17 protein-coding genes are annotated in these 16,811 nt (G+C 61.0%); 9 read left to right on the top strand and 8 right to left on the bottom strand.

What is annotated here, in order from left to right; translation table 11 throughout:
- The first annotated feature begins 155 nt into the window (after nt 1-155).
- Nucleotides 156-368: a hypothetical protein gene (locus tag DES53_RS32735; RefSeq protein WP_170156801.1), complete on the top strand. Its 213-nt coding sequence runs from the start codon at nt 156-158 to the stop codon at nt 366-368.
- Between the two features lies 1 nt (nt 369).
- Nucleotides 370-669 carry a hypothetical protein gene (locus DES53_RS02745; RefSeq protein WP_113956666.1) on the top strand — a complete coding sequence of 100 codons (300 nt, stop codon included), beginning with the start codon at nt 370-372 and terminating at the stop codon, nt 667-669.
- Nucleotides 670-686: 17 nt separating this feature from the next.
- On the opposite strand, the gene DES53_RS02750 is transcribed toward DES53_RS02745, so the two are convergent.
- A complete protein-coding gene (locus tag DES53_RS02750; RefSeq protein WP_113956667.1) occupies nt 687-1,211 on the bottom strand; it encodes a hypothetical protein in 525 nt (174 codons plus the stop codon).
- Nucleotides 1,212-1,486: 275 nt separating this feature from the next.
- On the opposite strand from DES53_RS02750, the gene DES53_RS02755 reads away from it, so the two are divergent.
- The 4 genes from DES53_RS02755 (at nt 1,487) to DES53_RS02770 (ending at nt 3,308) form a co-directional block, all read left to right on the top strand.
- Nucleotides 1,487-2,020 carry an outer membrane beta-barrel protein gene (locus tag DES53_RS02755; RefSeq protein WP_113956668.1) on the top strand — a complete coding sequence of 178 codons (534 nt, stop codon included), beginning with the start codon at nt 1,487-1,489 and terminating at the stop codon, nt 2,018-2,020.
- Nucleotides 2,021-2,275: 255 nt separating this feature from the next.
- A complete protein-coding gene (locus DES53_RS02760; RefSeq protein WP_113956669.1) occupies nt 2,276-2,602 on the top strand; it encodes a hypothetical protein in 327 nt (108 codons plus the stop codon).
- 243 nt (nt 2,603-2,845) lie between these two features.
- Nucleotides 2,846-3,055: a hypothetical protein gene (locus DES53_RS02765; protein ID WP_113956670.1), complete on the top strand. Its 210-nt coding sequence runs from the start codon at nt 2,846-2,848 to the stop codon at nt 3,053-3,055.
- Between the two features lie 40 nt (nt 3,056-3,095).
- The gene (locus DES53_RS02770; protein ID WP_113956671.1) at nt 3,096-3,308 is read left to right on the top strand and encodes a hypothetical protein; all 213 of its coding nucleotides are present in this window, start codon (nt 3,096-3,098) and stop codon (nt 3,306-3,308) included.
- 214 nt (nt 3,309-3,522) lie between these two features.
- Here the strand turns inward: DES53_RS02770 and DES53_RS02775 are convergent, their stop codons facing one another.
- From DES53_RS02775 to DES53_RS02800, 6 genes are all read right to left on the bottom strand, one after another.
- Nucleotides 3,523-4,035 carry a hypothetical protein gene (locus DES53_RS02775; protein ID WP_113956672.1) on the bottom strand — a complete coding sequence of 171 codons (513 nt, stop codon included), beginning with the start codon at nt 4,033-4,035 and terminating at the stop codon, nt 3,523-3,525.
- A 390-nt stretch (nt 4,036-4,425) separates the two neighbouring features.
- A complete protein-coding gene (locus tag DES53_RS02780) occupies nt 4,426-5,574 on the bottom strand; it encodes an ABC transporter permease (RefSeq protein WP_113956673.1) in 1,149 nt (382 codons plus the stop codon).
- Nucleotides 5,575-5,952: 378 nt separating this feature from the next.
- Nucleotides 5,953-7,107 (bottom strand): ABC transporter permease, encoded by a 1,155-nt coding sequence (locus tag DES53_RS02785; RefSeq protein WP_113956674.1) that lies wholly within the window; start codon nt 7,105-7,107, stop codon nt 5,953-5,955.
- Between the two features lie 26 nt (nt 7,108-7,133).
- Nucleotides 7,134-7,838, bottom strand: a complete 705-nt coding sequence (locus DES53_RS02790) for an ABC transporter ATP-binding protein (RefSeq protein WP_113956675.1) — start codon at nt 7,836-7,838, stop codon at nt 7,134-7,136.
- A 375-nt stretch (nt 7,839-8,213) separates the two neighbouring features.
- Nucleotides 8,214-9,779: an efflux RND transporter periplasmic adaptor subunit gene (locus DES53_RS02795; RefSeq protein WP_170156802.1), complete on the bottom strand. Its 1,566-nt coding sequence runs from the start codon at nt 9,777-9,779 to the stop codon at nt 8,214-8,216.
- 98 nt (nt 9,780-9,877) lie between these two features.
- The gene (locus DES53_RS02800; RefSeq protein ID WP_211325419.1) at nt 9,878-10,393 is read right to left on the bottom strand and encodes a hypothetical protein; all 516 of its coding nucleotides are present in this window, start codon (nt 10,391-10,393) and stop codon (nt 9,878-9,880) included.
- Between the two features lie 208 nt (nt 10,394-10,601).
- Between DES53_RS02800 and DES53_RS02805 the strand changes: the two genes are divergently transcribed.
- Complete coding sequence (locus tag DES53_RS02805) at nt 10,602-13,484, top strand: hybrid sensor histidine kinase/response regulator (protein ID WP_170156803.1); 2,883 nt, start codon at nt 10,602-10,604, stop codon at nt 13,482-13,484.
- Nucleotides 13,485-13,856: 372 nt separating this feature from the next.
- Here the strand turns inward: DES53_RS02805 and DES53_RS02815 are convergent, their stop codons facing one another.
- Complete coding sequence (locus DES53_RS02815; protein ID WP_113957171.1) at nt 13,857-14,522, bottom strand: DUF6766 family protein; 666 nt, start codon at nt 14,520-14,522, stop codon at nt 13,857-13,859.
- Between the two features lie 116 nt (nt 14,523-14,638).
- Between DES53_RS02815 and DES53_RS02820 the strand changes: the two genes are divergently transcribed.
- Nucleotides 14,639-15,796, top strand: coding sequence for a zinc-dependent alcohol dehydrogenase (locus DES53_RS02820; RefSeq protein WP_113957172.1), 1,158 nt, complete (start codon nt 14,639-14,641; stop codon nt 15,794-15,796).
- Nucleotides 15,797-15,850: 54 nt separating this feature from the next.
- Nucleotides 15,851-16,705, top strand: a complete 855-nt coding sequence (locus DES53_RS02825; RefSeq protein ID WP_113956680.1) for an SDR family NAD(P)-dependent oxidoreductase — start codon at nt 15,851-15,853, stop codon at nt 16,703-16,705.
- Nucleotides 16,706-16,811: the final 106 nt, after the last annotated feature.

Raw genomic sequence — 16,811 nt, forward strand, 5'->3', positions numbered from 1 at the left:
CTGGTGGTTCGGCCGATAGTCATACCGAGAAGAGCTGAACCTTCGTTACCAGCTGCTCAAAATTCCGAGCGGGAAAAAAATATTGCTTCGATTTGACTGATTGAATGCCCATTCATCGGGCGCAATGCGAATCGTTTGGGCTCTCCCACGCAACCATGGAACCCACTCCCGAGAATATCGCAGCATTCACACATGCCCGCTGGCGTGTTCGATTCACCTCCCATCTCATCGCCCTCCACGAAGGCATGAGCGAGAAGAACTCAAAGTACTGGCACGAGGAACATGATCAATACTTGACGCGTCACTTGTTGGCTAAAGAGCAGCTTGCCGCGTTTCCCACGGACTGGGATGCCTTGTACCCTAGCTGACATGGATCCTCAGCTCCATGCCCAGGACAACCTTGCTCACGCACAGTGGAAGGTGAATTTCATCCGGCATCTGATCCAGGCGCACCTACGTTCCTCCAAGAAAGAAACCACGGATTGGCAGGGGCGGCATGCGGCAATGTTGCACCGTCTTGCTTCAGCGGAGGATGAAGTGAATCTGAGTAAGCAAGCGCTGGAGGCCCTGAACGCTATCTCCGGCAGCGAGCGCATTCCACCGTGCGCCGACACAATCGAACCAAAAGCGAAACCGGAAGCGGCCCCAAGTGGAGAAACGGAAACGTGAGGCTTTTGGGCTCCGGCTCATGCCGCACGCCTATGCCATAGGGTTCCCCGTCGACCAGACTTGGAGAAGCCTGCAAACGCGGCGCAGGGGAACGGGAGTGTCGCGGCAGGAGGGGAGGACAGGGCTTCCGCAATCAGGGGACCGAGCAGGCGATCCTCGCTCATGAAGCAGAAAAAGTCGGGTTCGAGTTCGGCACAGCGGGCAGCGGCTCTCAGTGCGCTCTTGGGATTGCCCACGCCTGCCATGAGGCGCGCGATTCTCAGCCAGAGTTCGGCATTGTGGGCGTTGGATTCCACGAGGCCCATCCCCAACATCAGCCCTCGTTCCCAGAGCTCCTGGTCGATGAACAAATCGATGCGGACCAAGGCGACGTGCGGGAGGTTCAGCAAGTCCTCGGGGAGTGTGTCCAGAATGACGGTCGCCTCTTCCCACATCCCCAGCGCCATGTGGTCCTCCGCCTTCAGGAGCACATCTTCGATATCCTGAGCGGCGAAGAGAGATGAATCACAGGCTGGAGCTTCCTCAGAGGAGGCTGGAGCCAAGGCGGGAGTTGGTTGCAATTGCTGCATAATCCTGAATCGGTCATGAGCGGAGTTTGCGCTTTTGGCCGACCGGTAAACGAGTCCGGAATGCCTCTGTACAATGCATCGTGCCCGGCAAAGCGTTCATTATCAACCATCAGGCCGCGCCCTGACCGTGAGGTCAGGAAGCGGTTCTCGAGTTGCGTGGTCGCAATAGTGGGCAAAGTGAGAGGCATTAGCGTTCGCAATGAATTGCTAGGGCAACCAACCAACCCATCAAACGAAGACCAAGCATTATGAAGGCACTACCCATCCTCTTGCTCGCCCTGGGCCTCTCCCTCCCCGCTTTTGGCGGTGAGGTCTATACCTCCACCAAGAACACCGTCACTCCGCCACCACCTCCCGCAGGTTGTGATTGCTTCGCTCCCGGGCTCACCCTCGGTATCTTCGGCGCGGGCATCCTCCCGGACAGCGAGGAAGATGACGCTCTCGGCGGCGGCGCTCTCTTGGAGTACTTCTTCACGGAGAACATCGGCCTGCAGGGCAGCTACGGCATCTTTGCCACCGGCAGTGAGCATCACGAGTTTGACGCGGCACTCGTTGTGCGCTTCCCCATCACGGAAGTCTGCATCGCTCCCTATGTGATGGGTGGCGCGGGCTATGCGACCAATTCGGAAGAGAACTGGAACTGGTTCGCTGGTGCCGGCCTTGATGTGCGCCTTCCGGAAGCTGACTGCCTGGGCATCTTTGCCGATGGCGCCTATCACTGGGGTGAAGATGACTCCGGTGATTTCACGATTGTTCGCGTGGGTCTCAAGTTCAAGCTGTAGGCCGCCCTGTGCGTCTCTACAGCGCTCTTGAGCTTCACTCGAAGCGAGAAGCTAGTTGATAAGTAGTTGATGCGAAATGTGTGTGAGCCCCGTCTGTGTGTGTCGGCACGCAGGCGGGGTTTTTTGTGCATGAGGTGGGCGAGCTTGGCGTCATCCCCGATGCTGGCTTCAGGGCTTCGCACAGGGACGATTGGCAAATGCGGACAACCGCTCTAGCCCGGAATTGCGAAGCGCTGGATGTAGTACAAACCAGTTATGAAATCACTATTCCTCACCCTCACCGTCGTGCTCTTCGGAGCCGCCGCATCCCTGGCTGATGACAAGACTGTCACCACCACCACGTCCACCGTGGGCACTGGTACCATCACGGAATACAGCCCCGGCTCCACCTTCGTGGTGAAGGAGTCCAGTGGACCCGTGACCTACAAGTATGGTGAGAAGGTCACCTACGTCACCAAGGGCGGCAAGACGCTCACCGACGCCGATGTGAAGACCCGCATCAAAGTGGGCGCACCGGTGCGTGTGCACTACGCTGCTGATGGCGACGCCAAGGTCATCAGCAAGGTCGAAATTGACGATTGAGTAGTTCCTACCCTCGCAACAACATAAACCATCGGTCGCCGTCATCCTCTGGGTGGCGGCGATTTTTTTCTTTCATGAAAGGGTTCGAAGTCATTCTCAACCACGTAGGTGCAACGGGTACTGGTCTGCCGGCACCCACCTCCCGAATGGAAGAGCGATCCGCTCCCCGACGATGTTTCATGAGAAACTTGAAGTTCCGCTTATGACCGCTGCTGCGATTCCGTGGAACTTCCAAAACCTCCCATGGAACCCACCCCCGAAAACATCCAAGCCTTCCGGCAGGCCCGCTGGCGTGTCCGCTTTTCCGCCCACCTCATCGCTCTTCACGAGGGAATGAGTGATCGCGAGTCCATCTACTGGTGCGACGAACGCGAAGAGTATCTGACCCGACACGCGCATGCCAAGCAGTCCTTCGCAATCTTTCCCCGGGAGTGGAGCCGCCTCTACCCCTAGCGTGGTCTCAGGGACGGTCCATGCCCGGTGAGGCTGGCGAATGCTCATCCGGAAGATGGACCCACGCATCCATGCCTCTGACAATCTGTCTCATGCCCGGTGGAAGGTGAACTTCATCCGCCACCTGCTGCATGCGCATCTCGCCTCGCCGTGGAAACGCACGCCGCAGTGGCAGGAGCAGCATGCCGGGATACTGCATCGCCTCGCCTCGGCGGAGGATGAGTTGAAGCTCTGCGAGCAGCAAGCTTACTGATACCCGGCGCAGGAATCACGCTGACTTTTTAGCCGCAAAAAAAACGCAAAAGGCGCAAAAAAAGAAGGGCTCTTGGGATGTGAAGACCTCGCTTGAGGTGGCATCACCCAGCGTCAGACCTTTTTGAATTTTTTGCGTCTTTTTGCGGCTAATCTATCCGTGTCGCCACCTCCCATAACTGGAGATGACGACACGATTGAGGCAGTGATGCGACTCAGGGCTTTTCCACGAAGATCGAGGTCGCGTTCACGATGAGATTGTCCTTGGTGGAGGCGGTGTCGACGGTGCCAGAGATGACCACGACGCTGAGTTCCTTCAGGTCGCCGAGACCACGGAGGGGTGCCTTGACGACTTTGCCCTTTTCATCGCGCACCTGGATGGTGGCGGTGGAGGCGGCAATCTTCTCAGGGGTCTCGCAGCAGTAGTCCCAAGGGAAGGCGCAGGAGTCACCCGGCATGTCGTTGCAGGAGGTGATGGACTTTTCATCGGCCAGCACGGCGATGGCGGCCTTGGGCACGAGGGCGATCTTGCGGCCGCCTACCTTGCCGCGGAGGACGATGGCTTCACCGGGCTTGGCACTCTCGCGTGCTTTCTTCACGCTGACCGCCTCAGCGGGAGCTTTGTCTGCGAGCAGCGAGGAGGGGAGCGCGGTGTCGGCGGCGTGGGTGAGCGTGGCGGTGACAGTGAGAGCTGCAATGGTGAGGAGGGAGCGGAGGGTGGGTTTCATGGATATGAGCTAGGAGTTATGGGTTAGGGGCGGTGAATGGGATACTTCAACTGACAAATCTGTCGGGTTAAGAACTAGAGGCAGGGTGGCAGCGGGTGCCGAAGGCCTTGGACTGCGTGCAGCCTGCTGCCGCTTTCCAGAGTCCACAGCCTGCTGTGGCGATGGTGACACTCGCGCGTAGGGTGATATGTCCAGAAAGCTTGGCGACTTCGTCGCGGTGCAGCGTGCAGCAGGCTGCACTTGAGGAAAGCGGCAGCAGGCTGCGCGCAGTCCAAGGCCGCTTCGCGGCACAGCTTCCGAGCCCTTGCGCTGACGTTGATGCGAACAGCGGGAAGTTGGGATTGGTAGGATGGAATTGGATACTTCATGATGAAAAGTATCAGAACACATTCACGAGGCCCTTAGCGCCGCAGGCAGGAGCGGCTTGAGGCAGGTCCACGCGGGCGGAAGGGTGCCGATGAGGGCGAGAAGGACGCCGCCGATGACGCCGAGACCCAGAACCTGCGGCGAGATTTCCAAGGCGAAGGTGCCGATGGAAAAGGTGACGGCAAAGCCATCCGCCAGCCACAGGGCGAGAGAGGCGGCGACGAGGGCTCCCATGAGGGTGGCCATCATGCCCTCTTGCAGCAGGCTGAGCAGCAGGGCCCGCCGGCGGTAGCCCATGGCTTGCAGGGTGGCCATTTCGCGGACGCGCGAGGCGAAGGCGGCGTAGAGGGTATTGAGTCCGCCAAAGATGGCGCCTGCAGCGACGAGGCAGGTGGTGACCCAGGTCATGGCACGCAGCGGCCTGTAGAAAGTGGAGAGCTTCGCGTAGTACTCGCTCTCCAGCATGGCGGCGAGTTCGAGGTCGAGCCGCTGCAGGGTGAAGATTTCCACGTCTTCGAAGGTGGCATCATCGAGACGCACCACGGCGCAGGAAATGGTATCGCGCTGGCCGATGGCGAGCATGTCACTGAGGTCCGCCCACACTTCGGCTTCCATCACGGTGCCGGGAGCGTGGAAGATGCCCACGATACGCATGGGCGTGCCTGCGACGGTGACGGTCTTGCCGAGGGTGAGGTCGGCCTCTGGAATGCCGAGCTTGTGGGAGGCGAGCTTGCCAACCATCACCTCGCCTGAGCGGGGGAAGCGTCCGGAGAGGAGCTGCACTTCCGGATGCACGAGCAGCGCGGCAGGGGTGACGCCGCGGATGAGCGCCTGGCTCGAGGGATTCGTGCCCGCTTGCAGCGGGCCGTTGTAATGGATCTCGCCGGAGACGGCGGGCTTGCCCAGCACGGTTTTGATGCCGGGTACGGAGGCGGCTAGCAACGCGGGTACGGAGGCTTTGATCTCGCTGCGCTCCACGCTCTCCTCACTGCCGGTGCCGAGCACGATGACATTGCGCTCGGAGCCAGAGGAGCGCAGCACGCCATCCATTCCGTTGGAGAGGGCGGAGGCGAGCATGAGGAGGAAGATGACAAGTGCGGCCCCGAGCACGAGCTGGCAGAGCCTCGCGGGGACGCGGAAGAGATTTCTGACGGCGTAGGAGAGAGGGAGCATGAGGGGGGACGGTGAGTAGTAAGTAGTAAGTAGTAAGTGGTGGGGTTGGTTCGGGGGATGTGGGTGTGGCGGGCTGCATTGGATTCAACGCAGAGACACAGAGACGCAGAGGAACTTCGGAGACTGAGAACTGACTGCTGACTGCTGACTGCTGACTGCTGACTGCTGACTGCTGACTGCTGACTGCTGACTGCTGACTGCTGACTACTGACTACTGACTACTGACTACTGACTGCTGACTACTGACTACTGACTACTGACTACTGACTACTGACTACTGACTACTGACTACTCTGGTGGGATGGGGTGTAGGAGGTGTGGTGTGGCGGAATGCAACGTGAAAAGTGAGAAGTGAAAAATGCGAAATGGAGGGTGGGTTTATGCCGAGCGCAGCGAGGCGACGATGGGTTTGCGGGCGGCTTTGATGGCGGGGTAGAGGCTGGCGAGGAGGCCGAGGGTGAGGGCGGTGGCCATGCCGCGGATGATGATGGGCAGGTCCGGCATGATGGAGAGGGTGACGCCTTCATTTCCCACGGTGAAGCTCTGCCAGCGGAGCATGCCGTAGGCGGCGGCGACACCGAGAGCGCCGCCCATGAGGCCGAGCAGGATGCCTTCCACGGCCACGAGCACGCCGATGGCGCGCTGGGAGAAACCCAGGGTCTGCAGCACGGCATTCTCCTTCACGCGTGAGCGCACGACGAGCAGCACGGCGTTGGCCACGAGTCCGAGCACGGCGGCCACGGCTCCGAGTCCGAGCCAGCGGGTGAAGCCCACCAGCTCCACGAGTTCGGCGGCGGTGTCGGCGAAGAAGGCCTTCTCCGGTCGCGTGCGGGTGGGAGCCTGTTCGGCGTTGAAGCGTTCGTCGATGGACTTCGCGACGCGGTCGAGATCATTCGCCGAGTTCACGCGCACGTTGAACTGCGTGACAATGCCGAGGCCGGCACGTGAGGCCTGCTGGAGGAAGGGCAGATGCACATAGGCCACATTGCTGTCCTGCGGTTCATCACTCTCGATGATGCCTGCCACGGTCACCGTGACACCTGCGGCATCGAAGCGGTCGCCCACGTTCAGCTTGCGACGTGCGGCGAGGTGGCGGCCCAGCAGGGCGGCATCGGAGCGCTTCTTCCATTCTTCGATGGAGCCGTCGAGCACCTTCAAGTGGGCGGCATAGCGCAAGAGGTTGTCCGGAGGCACACCGCGAAAGGCGATGATGTCCAGACTGGCGCCGCAGTTGTTCACCACAATCTGGATGGGAATGACTTCCTTCACCCCCTCGAGTTTGCGGATGTTGGTTTCGTAGTGCTCGGGCAGGCGGCTGGTGGCGGGGCAGAAGCGGTTCTCGCGATAGACCACAAGAGTGGTGTCATCTGCGCCAGCTTGCGTGGCCACGCGCAGGCTGCGCTGCATGGTCTCCACCGTGGCAAAGAGGAACATGCCCATGGCCACGCCGAGGATGGTGAGCAGCGAGCGCACCTTGTGACGGCTGAGCTGCTTGAAGGCGAGGATGGCGAGGTTTGTGAGCTTCGAAATCATGGTATATCATCTTGCATTACATCCCATCAGGCGTGGGTCAGGCGATGGGATTGGGATTCGAGGAGGCGGCCTTTCTCCAGGTGCAGCACGCGGTCTGCGGCATCGGCGGCACGGGGGTCGTGGGTGACCATGACCACGGTCTTGCCATGCAGGGCGACGAGTTCGCGCAGCAGGCTAAGGATGGAATCGGCAGACTCGCGGTCGAGGTCGCCCGTGGGTTCGTCCGCGACGAGCAGGGCGGGATTTGCCACGATGGCGCGGGCGATGGCGACGCGCTGCTCCTGGCCACCGGAGAGCTCTGCGGGAATGTGGTGGGCACGGTCCGCGAGGCCCACGAGTTGCAGTGCGGTCTGCACCCGGGCGCGTCGCTCACTGCGTGAGAGGGAACTCAGCAGCAGGGGCAGCTCCACATTCTCAAACGCGCTCAGGATGGGAACAAGGTGGTAGAGCTGGAAGATGTAGCCCACATGGGTGGCACGCCATTTCGTGAGCTGACTGCGGGACATGCGCTCGAGCTGGGCTTCGCCGATACGCAAGGTGCCGGACGTGGGGCTGTCGATGCCGGCGATGAGATTGAGCAGGGTGGTCTTGCCACTGCCGGAGGGACCCATGAGCGCGAGGAAGGAGCCGCGTGGCACATCGAGGTCGAGGTCCTGCAAGGGCGTCACGGTGTTCGTGCCTTTCTTGTAGGACTTGGTCAGGCCGCGGCACTGGATGAAGGGAGGGGGCATGGGGAGGGGGAAGGGAGTGGTGGAGTGGTGGAGTGGTGGAGGGATGTGTCAGACTGCGGCGCGTCTCGTGAGTTTGCAGACGCGAGAGGCGGAGAAGTTTCGGTGTGGCGTGCTACGTGGCGCGAAGCGCTTTGGAGTGCGTGTGCGAAGCACCGCTTTGAGCGGAGGAGTGACGGTTCCGAACTGCGTGTGGGTTCTTGAGGCTCCTGACTTCTGCGCCACGGGATGTTGGTGAATGCCTGGCGTGTTTTGATACTGGCTCGCGCTGTTCAAAGCGGTGCTTCGCACACGCACTCCAAAGCGCTTCGCGCAAGGTGGTGCCTTGCTTGGTGATTCACCGTGAAGGGTGCTTTTCATGTCACGAGACGAATAGGTTCAGCGCGCTGCTTGAGTGGCTCGCACGCGGCGGCCTTCGGTGAGCTGGTCGTGCGGTGGAAGAATGACGAGTTCGCCGGGGAGGATGCCGGTGGTGATGGAGATGTAGCCTTCGCGCTCAAGGGGGCCGCGCTGCGCAGAGCGCCTGGTGGCGGTGACGCCGTCTGCGGCGATGACCCAGAGGGAGGTGGTTTTGTCTGCTGCTGTGAAAAGCGCAGCGGTGGGGACCATGATGGCGCGGGTGGGGTCTGCAGGGGCGAGGTCTGCCACGGTGTTCGAGGAGGAGGACGAAGGTGTGGAGGACGAGGAGGAGTGGGGGGCTCCGAGGAACTTCACACGGCAGAGCATCTCGGGGCGCAGGCGCGGGTCGGGGTTCTCGATGCGAACCTTGCCTTGCAGAGTGTTCCGCTGGAGGTCTGCCGAGCCCACGATGCGCGTGACCACACCGTGGATTTCCGTGTTCGGCAGGAAGTCGGAGGTGACGATGGCTGCCTGTCCTACGGTGAGGCCGCGCGCATCGGCGAGGGGTACATCCACGCGCGCCTGCAGTTTCCCTTTCTCGAAGAGCGTGGCGACGGTGGCGGAGAGGTGCTCATCCATGGCCAGCAGCTTTTTCTGGCCGGGAGCGGCGTGGAGCTGGAGGATGACGCCGTCCACTGGCGAGGTGATGCGGGTGCGGGCGAGGGCGAGTTCCTGCTTTTCCACGGCCACCTGGGCGGAGGCGACGGAGGCCTCCATGGCGGTGGTCTGGGCTTTGGCGGCCTCTACTTTGGCTTTGGCGGCAGTGAGCTGGGACTGGCGCGAGGCCACCTCGGCTGCCTGCCCCTGCACCACGAACTTCGCCCGCGAGCGCTCCTGGTCGGACACGGAGCCGGAGGGAATCTTTGCGATGCGCTGCTCGTTGTCCTTCTCCTCGGCGAGCTTGGCTTCGGCGGCGCGGACCTGGTCAGCCATCACGGCCACCTCGGTCTCAGCCACGGTGACCTGCACGGCTTGCAGTTTCAGTTCGGCACAGGCCTTGTCATGTGCGCGTTGGGCGGCATTGAGGGCGATGCGTGCGTCATCGGCGATGAGTTCCGCGAGGAGCTGGCCCTGCTTCACCTCCTGGCCTTCGAGCACGTGCACCTTGCTGATGACGCCGTCCGTCAGCGTGGTGGCATAGATGGGCAGAGGATCAGGCTCGAACCACCCGGCGGCCTGGAAGAGGAGCTGGGGTGGGGAAGCGGGAGCCGCGGGTGAAGGTGCAGGACTTTGAGAAGAAGGTGTCGGATGGTGTGATGCGGCGTCATGCTTCTCCTCACCTGCGGCGGCGGGGGCTTCGTCGATGTCCGTCAGGAGGATGGCCTGGGCGACTTTCACTTCCAGCGCGGGCAGGAGGCGGTCGCGAAAGACAAAGGCGAAGAGTCCGGCGAAGGCGAGGACGAGTGAGAAAGGCAGCAGCCACGCGGGCAGCAGGAGGATGCGCCTGCGCAGTGGGGTGGAGGTGCTGGGCGAGGGGGCTTGGGCAGCCGGTTTGGGATTCGCGGGCTGCGGGTGGGCAGGGGTATAGAGATCGGAAAGGGACATGACGACACGAGCTAGGGGTGGAGATTTCCACATCGACATGCGCCGCCTGTTGCATGGGCAACAAGGTCACGGCGCACCAGCCAGGGAGCGTGTCAGCTTCAAATCAGAAGCGAGCGATACAACACCACGCGGGACAGACCCGGGGGATCACTTTCATGAGTCAGGTGCCAGGACAGCAACCCCGTGGGGGCGTGCCGTGGCATGGGCGGGATGAGGAGAAGCGAGGCCAGCGGCTCTACCGCCGTGAGCATGGGGGAGGGCGCCTGTTCCTTGGCGTTGGTGGGCAGGTAGGTCTCCCAACCCTTGGAGACCACGACGAAGCAATTGTCCCGGCTCGTCATCACCAAGCAGCCGTGGACATGCGGAGTGGCGGCCTGGATGGCGTCGCGGTTTCCCGCTTCCTCCGGGCACTCGCCGCAGCAGGACTCCGGCGCGGCTCCTACAAAGACGTGCCCCGTGCAGCGGCACAGCGCCATGGAAAGACCCTGCGACGCACAAGTCGCCACTGCAATGAGCAGCAGGACAAGGGCCTTGGCGCGACGAGTCATACCAGAAGGATAATGGCGCGGCAATTCCAGCGCAAGCGAGTTTGTCGAGTGGATGGGCGGGGCCATGCAGGGAGGGGAGACCGAACGCCTTGTGTGCCCATCCTCTCCTTTTCACTCCCACTTTTCTCGTTTCCCGTCCCACTTCGCTATCTTTCCATGCCTCCATTCGACAAATCGGCATCGCCTGTGCTAGATTTCGCTGGCGTTGCAGGCGGAATTTGCTAACGGCCTGCGATTTTTCTTCAGGATGGCCAGCCGAGCTCCAAAGACAGGCGTGTCCGTAGAGACCCAGTTGCGCGAGCGCATCCGGGATCTGGAAGCGCAGGTCAAAATGGAACAGAGCGCGCGAAAGGCGTGGCTGGCCAGTGAGGAGCGCTTTGCCATGGCGGTGCGCGGCACCAATGATGGCATCTGGGACTGGACGGTGGGCACCACGGATGTGTACCTGTCCCCCCGCTTCAAGGAGCTGCTGGGCTATTCCAACAACGAACTCACCAACAGATTCGTGGAGTGGGAGACCCGCCTTCATCCGGAAGACAAGGCCTGCACCCTGGAGGCGCTGAACGCGCATCTGGACCGCGACCAGCCCTACGATGTGGAGTACCGTCTGCGCTGCAAGGATGGGAACTATCGCTGGTTCCGCGCGAGGGGGCGCTCCATCCGCAACCCGGACGGAACCCCGCTCCGCATGGCGGGGTCCATCACGGACATCACGGAGCGAAAGGAAGCCATGCGCGCCCTTGCGGAGAGTGAGGAGCGCTTCGCCCTCGCCGTGCGCGGGGCCAATGACGGCATCTGGGACTGGAACATCTTGACCGATGAAGTGTACTTCTCTCCCAGGTGGAAGGCCATGGTGGGCTACGAGGACCACGAGCTGGAGAATCTTTTTCCCACCTTCGAGTCGCTCCTCCATCCCGACGATCACGATCGCGTGATGCAAAGTGTGGTGGATTACCTGGAAGGACGGCTGGAAGGCTACGCCATCGAATTCCGCTTCCGACACAAGGACGGTTCCTACCGCTGGATGCTCGCGCGTGGCATTGCCCTGCGCGATGCCACGGGCAGGCCCTATCGCATGGCGGGCTCACACACGGATGTGACGGAGCAGAAGCAGTCGCTGTATGCGCTGGCGGAGGGTGAGGAGCAACTCCGCCTCGCCAAGCAGGCGGCCGAGATGGCGAACCGCGCCAAGAGTGAATTCCTGGCGAACATGAGCCACGAAATCCGCACGCCCATGAATGGCATTCTGGGGCTCACGGAACTGCTGCTGAACATGCACCTGAGTCCCGAGCAGCGCTCCTATGAGACGCTCGTGCGCCAGTCCGCGGAGTCGCTGCTCACCATTCTCAATGACATCCTCGACTTCTCGAAGATCGAGGCAGGCAAGCTGGAACTGGATGAGCAGGAGTTCCGACTCAGGGACGCCATCGGTGATACGCTGCAGAGCCTGGGCGTGCGTGCGGCGGAGAAGAATCTGGAGCTTGCCTGCCACATCGAGCCCGGTGTGCCGGAGACCCTGGTGGGAGACATTGCCCGGCTGCGGCAGGTGCTGGTGAACCTGGTGGGGAATGCGGTCAAGTTCACCCATGAGGGCGAGGTGTTGGTGGACGTGAAGATGGAGGCACTCTCCGAGGGACATGTGATGCTCCACTTCTCTGTGAAGGACACGGGCATCGGCATCGCGGAGGAGCAGCATCACAAGATTTTTGAAGCATTCACCCAGGCGGAAAGTTCCACCACGCGCCACTACGGTGGCACCGGTCTCGGCCTCACCATCTGCCGCCAGCTCGTGGAGATGATGCATGGCCGCATCTGGGTGGAGAGCACACCGGGTGCGGGCAGCATTTTCCACTTCACCGCGCGGATGGGGCTGATCACGGCACCGCTTCCGTGCAAGCGCCCGGAGCCGCAGGTGCTCCATGGATTGCACGTCCTCATTGTCGATGACAATGCGACGAACCGCCTCATCCTCGAGGAAATGCTGAAGGGCTGGCAGATGATTCCCACCAGCGTGCCCAGTGGCGTGCTGGCGTTGGAACTGCTCGGCGCTCCCCAAGGTCGGGTCTTCCGACTGGTGCTGATGGATCTCATGATGCCCGGCATGGACGGGATGGAAGTGAGCCGCCGCGCCCAGCTCCTGCTGGGAAGTGATGCGCCGAAGATTCTCATGCTCTCCTCCGCGGGACATATCATGGAGCTGGCGCATGCTTCGCACTCGCCTGTGGGACGTGTGCTGACGAAACCCGTAAAGCAGAGCGACCTCTTTGACGCCATTGTGGAGCTGCTCGGGCTGTGTGAGGAGTATGAGTTGGGAGACACCTGCCCCTTCCACCCATTGCCCTCGAAGCCGTTGCGTCCTCTCAGTGTGCTGCTGGTGGAAGATGGCCGCGTGAATCAGCTCGTGGCCACGCGCATGCTGGAGGATCGCGGGCATGCCGTCACGGTGGCTTCGAACGGCAGGGAAGCGCTGGACATGTTTGCCCAGGAGTCCTTCGACGCCGTGGTCATGGATGTTCACATGCCGGAGCTCAACGGATTCGAAACCACGTCGGCCATCCGTGAGATCGAGCGTGCGTCTGGTGGGCACATTCCCATCATTGCCATGACAGCCAATGCGATGATGGGGGACCGTGAACGCTGCCTCGCTGCTGGCATGGATGACTATGTGTCCAAGCCGGTGCGCTCCGGGGAGTTGTATCGTGCTGTGGAAAGTTTCACCACCATCCCACTTTCCGCCCGCGGGGGCACGCCTCCGTGCGACATGCCGGATCCGCTGGAGCCAGAGCCGGATTCCGTCTTCGATGCAGCGGCCTTCCGCGAGTCCATCAACGACGAGGATCTCATGCGCCAGCTTATTGAAATCTATCCAGAGGATTCCGAGGACATGCTTCTGGCGGCGGAGACGGCCTTGCGTGCGAATGACCGGGCCGAGTTGCATCAGGCGGCCCATTCACTGAAGGGCCTGCTGGGGAACTACAGTGCTCCCGTGGCCCTGGAGGCCGCTCGCACGCTCAGCCTCCTTGCCCGTGAGGACCGGTTGCAAGATGCGCCACCCGTGCTGGGCGATACCATTCGGGAGGTCAGGCGCCTTGGCGATGCGCTGAAGGCCTTCGCCAAGACGTTGCCGGAGCGGGATGCTCCTCCCACGGATCAATGATGATCGTGGTGGTCGTGGCCGTGGCCATGACCGCGATGGTGACGATGACCATCTCCATGGTGGTGGCCACCACCATGATGATGGTGATGGTAACAGCTCGAAAGGCCGAGTGCTGACACAGTCAGGGCGATGGCGGTCACGATTTTCGCGAGGCGAAGCTTCATGCGATTTTTTTGATGGGATGTTTTTAGCCGAATGCGGACGAGGTTGTTGAGTGAGATGTGATCAAGCGCCCGCAAAGGCGAGTCGTGCATCTCTCAATGAAACACTCGTCCGCATGTGCCCAGTTGGATGGGAATGGAGGTGATTCTATTCACCAATCATGCAGAATTCTTGAGGGGGAGTGATGGTGAGCGGCTTCACGTTCCAAGGTCATCCACCCGTTTCACCGTGTGGAGCATCCACCGGCTTGGACTCAGGAGAGCCTCGTTGCCGTAGAAAGATGCTGAGTACCACCATGCTCAGGATGGCCAGGAACTCGCTCTGCCAATTCTGAAACGACTCAAACCAGAAGCGGCTGCTCCCCATGTACTCCATGGTGGTGAGTGCCTGTAGGTGGTGCTGCAGGCGCTCTTCATTGCAGCTGCCTCGCCCCGCCAGCGCGTGACCGAGAAAACACAGAAGGAAGAGGAGAAGGAACGCCAGCGTGAGTGAGTGCTCGTAGACCTTCAGCGCCCAACCCCCATGACGCACCGGCCAGGGTGCGTCTTTGCGATGGCCGGACATCTGAGGGTCACGATCCACCTCCTCCGGCTCGTTCGGAGACTTCGATTCGGCGGAGCCCTTCTGAAACAGAAACGCGGTGAGGAATACATAAACACCCATCTGCAGAAACTCGGATTCCCAATTCTCAAACGTAGCCTCCATGAAGTGCGCGCTCATGACATACTTGCCCAGCGGCTCCTCCGGCTTCCCGTGCATCACGTTCTCCTCATTGGAGGTTCTGTAGCCGGTGAAAAGCTGCCCCAATACCAGGCAGAGGAGGAAGAGCGAGGCGAGCACGAGGGAAAGGCCGTTCTCGTGAAAAATGCGCTTCATGTCCGCGAATCGCAGACGCGCGGGCCGACGGATGGCGTGGCACATCCCCGCCATGATTGGGTCATCAGGCGGCTCCTTCACACGTCACCGGATGCGCCATGGCACGATACCCACACATGAAAGCCGTTGTATTTCATAAACCAGGAGACATGCGAGTGGATGATGTCGCCGCACCCAAGATTGAGCAGGAGGAGGACGTCATTCTGCGCGTCACGGCCACTGCCATCTGCGGTTCGGACCTGCACATCTACAATGGCTTCTTTCCGCAGCTGAAACCGCTGGTGATGGGACATGAGTTTATGGGCATCGTGGAGGAAGTCGGACGCGGCGTCACGAAGCTCGCGAAAGGTGACCGGGTCGTGGTCCCTTTCCCCATCGCATGCGGATCCTGCTTCTTTTGCCAGCATGATCTGCCGGGTCATTGCGAGCATTCCAATCCGGAAAAGTATGGACCGGAAGGCGGCCTCATGAAGGACAAGGGCGGCGGGCTTTTCGGCTACACGGATCTCTACGGCGGCTACTCCGGTGGACAAGCCCAGTATGTGCGAGTGCCGTATGCGAACTTTGGACCAAGGAAAATCTCATCAGAGCTGGCTGACGATCAGGTGCTTTTCCTCACTGACATTTTTCCCACGGGATACAGCGCCGTGGACTGGGCTGGGATCAAAGGAGGCGAAACGGTGGCTGTCTTCGGCTGTGGTCCGGTGGGACTGATGGCCATGAAGTCTGCGTGGTTGCGTGGAGCCGCACGCGTGATCGGCGTGGACCTGCAGAATTATCGACTTGAGATGGCGCGCAGATCCGCCAGAGCGGAGACCTTCAATCTCGCTGAGGAAGACGCCGTGGAAGCCATTCGCGAGCTCACCGATGGTCGCGGTGCGGATGTATGCATTGATGCCGTCGGCATGGAGGCAGACCGGACCCTGCTGGACCGCGTGAGCAATGTGATTCACGCGCAGATGGGCAGCATCAAGGCGTTGGAGCTCAGCATCAGTGCCGTGCGCCGTGGCGGGGTCGTGTCCGTGGTGGGTGTCTATGGCCTGCCGTATGACAACTTCCCGCTTGGGCAGATCTTCGACAAGGGCATCGCGCTCTTCTTCGGTCAGGCGCCGGTGCAGAAGCATATCGACGCCCTTATCAAGCACGTGGAGCAGGGCGACATCCAGCTCGACGACATCATTACGCATCGCCTGCCTCTGGCGGAGGCTCCGCATGGCTATGCCATCTTCAACAAGAAGGAGGACAACTGCGTGAAGGTGGTGCTGCAACCGTGACTGCCCACCTCAGAACAGGACTTCCAATTTTTCCATTCTCATTTCCCGCTTATCATGAAATCGCAAACTGCTCTCATCACCGGCGCCTCCAGCGGCATCGGGCTTCACCTCGCCCACGAGTTCGCCGGGCATGGTCACCCTCTCATCCTGGTGGCCCCCAGCTCTGCGGAACTGGAAGGCTTGAAAATGGAAATCAAGACAAATCACGGAGTAAAGGTGGAAGTCATCCCCAAGGACCTTGAGCGGCCCGAAGCCGCGCGCGAAGTGTATGTAGCGGTCGAGCAGCTTGGGGAGTCCGTGGAAATCCTGGTGAACAATGCCGGCCACGGCATGCGAGGAAAGGCGTGGGAGATTCCCATCGAGGAGGACATCTCCATGGTACGGCTGAACATTGAGGCGGTATTGCGCCTGACAAAGCTCTTCATCCAGCCGATGATCGAGCGCGGCAGTGGCAAGATATTGAATACTGCCTCCATCGCCGGTTTCGAGCCAGGTCCCATGCTTGCGGTGTATCATGCCACGAAGGCCTTCGTGTTGTCCTGGAGTGAAGCGCTCACCATCGAGCTTGAGGACAGCGGTGTCGGTGTCACTGCCCTGTGTCCCGGTGCGACGGATACCGACTTCTTCCCCAAGGCAGACATGGTGGCCGTGAAGGCCTTCCAAGGTTCCAACGTCATGGCTCCGCAAGAGGTGGCGAAGGCAGGCTATGACGGCCTGATGAAGGGAGAACTCTTCGTGGTGCCTGGTGGCATGAACAAGATGCTCGTGGCTGCGCGCCGCATCCTCCCTGAATCCACTCAGGCGAAGCTGAACCAGAGGTTCTACGAGTATGTGCCCGAAGAGAAGGTGAAGCGCCAGCGGGGTGACGTGGAACTGGCCGCTGAGAAAGAGGCGGTGGAGAAGAAGTAGGATTTCTTCTTATATAAGAAAGTCATCTTGGCCGATTCGCTTCTCCTTCGGCGGCGGTAGTGGGACGAGAGCACGACAGAGCCGTCCTGAAAATCCCACAAAGTGC

Origin of the sequence: Roseimicrobium gellanilyticum, assembly GCF_003315205.1 — a bacterium.
Lineage (GTDB): Bacteria > Verrucomicrobiota > Verrucomicrobiia > Verrucomicrobiales > Verrucomicrobiaceae > Roseimicrobium > Roseimicrobium gellanilyticum.

What these genes read in the sequence shown, in the direction of transcription:
- DES53_RS32735 (WP_170156801.1), top strand. Translation starts at nt 156, where the DNA reads ATGGAACCCACTCCCGAGAATATCGCAGCATTCACACATGCCCGCTGG.
- DES53_RS02745 (WP_113956666.1), top strand. Translation starts at nt 370, where the DNA reads ATGGATCCTCAGCTCCATGCCCAGGACAACCTTGCTCACGCACAGTGG.
- DES53_RS02755 (WP_113956668.1), top strand. Translation starts at nt 1,487, where the DNA reads ATGAAGGCACTACCCATCCTCTTGCTCGCCCTGGGCCTCTCCCTCCCC.
- DES53_RS02760 (WP_113956669.1), top strand. Translation starts at nt 2,276, where the DNA reads ATGAAATCACTATTCCTCACCCTCACCGTCGTGCTCTTCGGAGCCGCC.
- DES53_RS02765 (WP_113956670.1), top strand. Translation starts at nt 2,846, where the DNA reads ATGGAACCCACCCCCGAAAACATCCAAGCCTTCCGGCAGGCCCGCTGG.
- DES53_RS02770 (WP_113956671.1), top strand. Translation starts at nt 3,096, where the DNA reads ATGCTCATCCGGAAGATGGACCCACGCATCCATGCCTCTGACAATCTG.
- DES53_RS02775 (WP_113956672.1), bottom strand. Translation starts at nt 4,035, where the DNA reads ATGAAACCCACCCTCCGCTCCCTCCTCACCATTGCAGCTCTCACTGTC.
- DES53_RS02780 (WP_113956673.1), bottom strand. Translation starts at nt 5,574, where the DNA reads ATGCTCCCTCTCTCCTACGCCGTCAGAAATCTCTTCCGCGTCCCCGCG.
- DES53_RS02785 (WP_113956674.1), bottom strand. Translation starts at nt 7,107, where the DNA reads ATGATTTCGAAGCTCACAAACCTCGCCATCCTCGCCTTCAAGCAGCTC.
- DES53_RS02790 (WP_113956675.1), bottom strand. Translation starts at nt 7,838, where the DNA reads ATGCCCCCTCCCTTCATCCAGTGCCGCGGCCTGACCAAGTCCTACAAG.
- DES53_RS02795 (WP_170156802.1), bottom strand. Translation starts at nt 9,779, where the DNA reads ATGTCCCTTTCCGATCTCTATACCCCTGCCCACCCGCAGCCCGCGAAT.
- DES53_RS02800 (WP_211325419.1), bottom strand. Translation starts at nt 10,393, where the DNA reads ATGGCCCCGCCCATCCACTCGACAAACTCGCTTGCGCTGGAATTGCCG.
- DES53_RS02815 (WP_113957171.1), bottom strand. Translation starts at nt 14,522, where the DNA reads ATGAAGCGCATTTTTCACGAGAACGGCCTTTCCCTCGTGCTCGCCTCG.
- DES53_RS02820 (WP_113957172.1), top strand. Translation starts at nt 14,639, where the DNA reads ATGAAAGCCGTTGTATTTCATAAACCAGGAGACATGCGAGTGGATGAT.
- DES53_RS02825 (WP_113956680.1), top strand. Translation starts at nt 15,851, where the DNA reads ATGAAATCGCAAACTGCTCTCATCACCGGCGCCTCCAGCGGCATCGGG.